This is a genomic window from Campylobacter sp. RM12637, assembly GCF_020137645.1.
In the GTDB taxonomy this organism is placed as follows: domain Bacteria; phylum Campylobacterota; class Campylobacteria; order Campylobacterales; family Campylobacteraceae; genus Campylobacter_E.
In genome coordinates this window covers 1-2,539 of the sequence record NZ_JACGAV010000037.1, presented here as the reverse complement: position 1 = coordinate 2,539, position 2,539 = coordinate 1, and the positions used below count along the sequence as shown (strand labels likewise).

Annotated in this window: 3 protein-coding genes; all 3 read left to right on the top strand. The window is 27.1% G+C overall.

What is annotated here, in order from left to right:
• Window positions 1–312: 312 nt before the first annotated feature.
• From AVBRAN12637_RS09610 to AVBRAN12637_RS09600, 3 genes are read left to right on the top strand one after another with little or no spacing between them, the layout of a single operon-like run.
• Window positions 313–966, top strand: coding sequence for a hypothetical protein (locus tag AVBRAN12637_RS09610; protein ID WP_239803462.1), 654 nt, complete (start codon window positions 313–315; stop codon window positions 964–966).
• Window positions 951–1,307, top strand: coding sequence for a hypothetical protein (locus AVBRAN12637_RS09605; protein ID WP_239803463.1), 357 nt, complete (start codon window positions 951–953; stop codon window positions 1,305–1,307). The genes AVBRAN12637_RS09610 and AVBRAN12637_RS09605 overlap by 16 nt, the downstream gene beginning before the upstream one ends.
• 14 nt (window positions 1,308–1,321) lie before the next feature.
• Window positions 1,322–2,386, top strand: coding sequence for a tyrosine-type recombinase/integrase (locus tag AVBRAN12637_RS09600; protein WP_336615821.1), 1,065 nt, complete (start codon window positions 1,322–1,324; stop codon window positions 2,384–2,386).
• Window positions 2,387–2,539 lie beyond the last annotated feature (153 nt).

The following is a 2,539-nucleotide window of genomic DNA, read 5'->3' as shown; positions in this document are numbered from 1 at the left end:
TGGCAAAGCCCTATTTCATCGGCATTTTAGCATTCTTTAAGTATTTTTTAAGGAAATATATTTCCATTTTTACGATTTTAAAAATAAGCTAATTTTATTAATTATAAAGCATTTAAGCTATGTTTATATTAAAATTTTTTTTGGAAATTTATTTCCTAAGCATTTTTTAAGGATATATTTTTTATAATGATTTTTGTGAATTTAATTCATCAAAGATGAATTAAAAAGTTCTTTTACTTATTATTGTCAAAAAGGGAAATCATAATTTATTTTTTTATGTGAGCTGATTTTATTTTTTTATAAGGATAGATGATGCTACAAAAAAGTGAATATATTCGTTTTGCTACAAACTTAAACAATACGCAAAAACTATTGATGTTAGATGCGTTATTAGAATACAAGACAATAAAAACTAGAACCTTAGATTATTATGTAACTTTATTAGGCGTTGGTAAAAAAATGCTTATTGAATACTTAAAAGATTTATCAGAAAAGGGATTTATTGGCAGTTTAGATTATTCAAAAGATATTATTAAATTCAAAGTATTAGATTTAGATTTTTCAATTTTTGAAGAAATTAAAGAAAATGCAAAGTTTGATTTTAATGAATTTATGAAATACATAGAGTTCAAGAAAGAATATTATGCAAAAAAAGGTGGAAAAAAGAAATTAGTTATTGGCAGCGAACAAATAAGAAAAACTGCTAATTTTTTGAACGCATTAAATGACTACGATTTAGCAACAGCTACTTTAGAAATGAGTATAACCTATGCGTGGATAAAACTACTACCTGAAAAGGCAAAAAACTATCTAATGCAAAAAAGAGCTGCAAATCTTAAAACACAAAATATCAGCATAAGCGAACTTATAAAAGCACCTAACAATACAATAATCCAAAACGGCGTGAAATACACTGCCATCTACACCACTAAAGGTTGGGAGATAGAGCAATGCGTAGCGAGTTAGTAGATTTATTAGACACTGCGATTATTCGTGCAGGACTTAATAAGCAAGAGATTTTAAGGCTTGAAAAAGCCTTGAAAAATGTTTGTTATGTAGATGAGTTTATAGACAATATTTGTGCTGATAGTGATGAGATTGCTGGCTACAACATAAAAGCATATTCTTATATGTATTTTTTACATTATCTTAAAAAGGATGCCGAGAAGGCGAGACTTTTTAAAGCTAAAGATATGTTTAAAAACGAAAAAATATTAAGCAGTAGTGATAAAAACTTAATTATGTTTGCGAAAAATACCTATGCAGATGAAAGCGAACAGCTTTTGTTTGTTTCTCAATATCTTTAAAAAAAGGGGAAGCAATGAAAGTTGTTAATAGAAACAATAAAATCTATATTCATTATACGAATAAAGAGAATAAAATCATTAGGTTTAGCACTAAACTAATTGCAAATAAAAGCAATTTAGCTTATGTAAAAGCAAACATTTTTAAGCTAGTAAAAGACTACGAGTTAGATTTAAAGCTTTCAAAAGAAAGTTTTGAAGAGTATGTAAAAAGGTTTTTAAAAAGTAGCCAAGTTGGTAAAAAAGAAATTACCAATAAAAATAATGCAAGAATTTTTAGAAATCACATTATGCCATACTTTAAAACTTTAAAAGACTTAAATTACAAAAGCGTTAAAGATTTTATTGCAAGATTAAATGATAAAGACTTATGTGCTGAATTTAAAAAAGATATTGTAAATAGGCTAAAACTTTTATGCGAAGAAGCAATTGAACTAGGCGATATAAAAACATTTGCTTTTCCGAAAACAAAATTTAAGGATTTAAGGGTAAAAGTAAGTATAAGCGATAAAGTCTTAAGCGTTGAAGAACTTAAAACCTTGATTAAAAATTGTAAAGATGATTTTTTAAAACAAATCATCATTGTCAAATGTTTCACTGGTATAAGGAATAGCGAACTGATTGCTTTAACTTGGGATTGTATTGATTATGAGAATGAAAAAATCACAATTAAATATAATATCTCAAGTGGCAAAATAACCACCACTAAAACCAACAGAATTAGAGTGATTGATATGCTGCCACAGGTTAAAATAGCTTTACAAATGCTAGAAACCCAACATAAATATAATGAAACCTATGTTTTAGCGAGTGCTAAAACAAAAAGGCGTTATATAAGTAGTAGTGCTTTAGTAAAAAGGTTTAAAGATTATTTAAAAGACAGCGAGTTTAGAGAACTAAAGTTTTATTGGACTAGGCATATTTTTGCCACTCTATGTTTAAGTAAAAATATTCCTATTGATTGGATTAGCAAAACTTTAGGTCATAGTAAGATAAACACAACTTTATCTTTCTATGCGACCTACATAGAAGATAAAGAAAAGATAGACGCAATAAAAAATGAGCTAAAAGCGTTGATATAATGCTTTTAGAAAATTGTGCTAAATTGTGCTAAATTGTGTTTTTTAGTTTTATTTGCCTAGCTAGTAGGCAAATCAGCGTTTTAACATTAGCACAATTTTAAAAATTAAAAAACGCTAATTTTCCCTTTTTTTCAGTATCTCCGAATTGATTGT

Excerpts from the sequence above, each read along its gene's own strand:
- AVBRAN12637_RS09600 (WP_336615821.1), top strand. The coding sequence starts at position 1,322 with ATGAAAGTTGTTAATAGAAACAATAAAATCTATATTCATTATACGAAT.
- AVBRAN12637_RS09610 (WP_239803462.1), top strand. The coding sequence starts at position 313 with ATGCTACAAAAAAGTGAATATATTCGTTTTGCTACAAACTTAAACAAT.
- AVBRAN12637_RS09605 (WP_239803463.1), top strand. The coding sequence starts at position 951 with ATGCGTAGCGAGTTAGTAGATTTATTAGACACTGCGATTATTCGTGCA.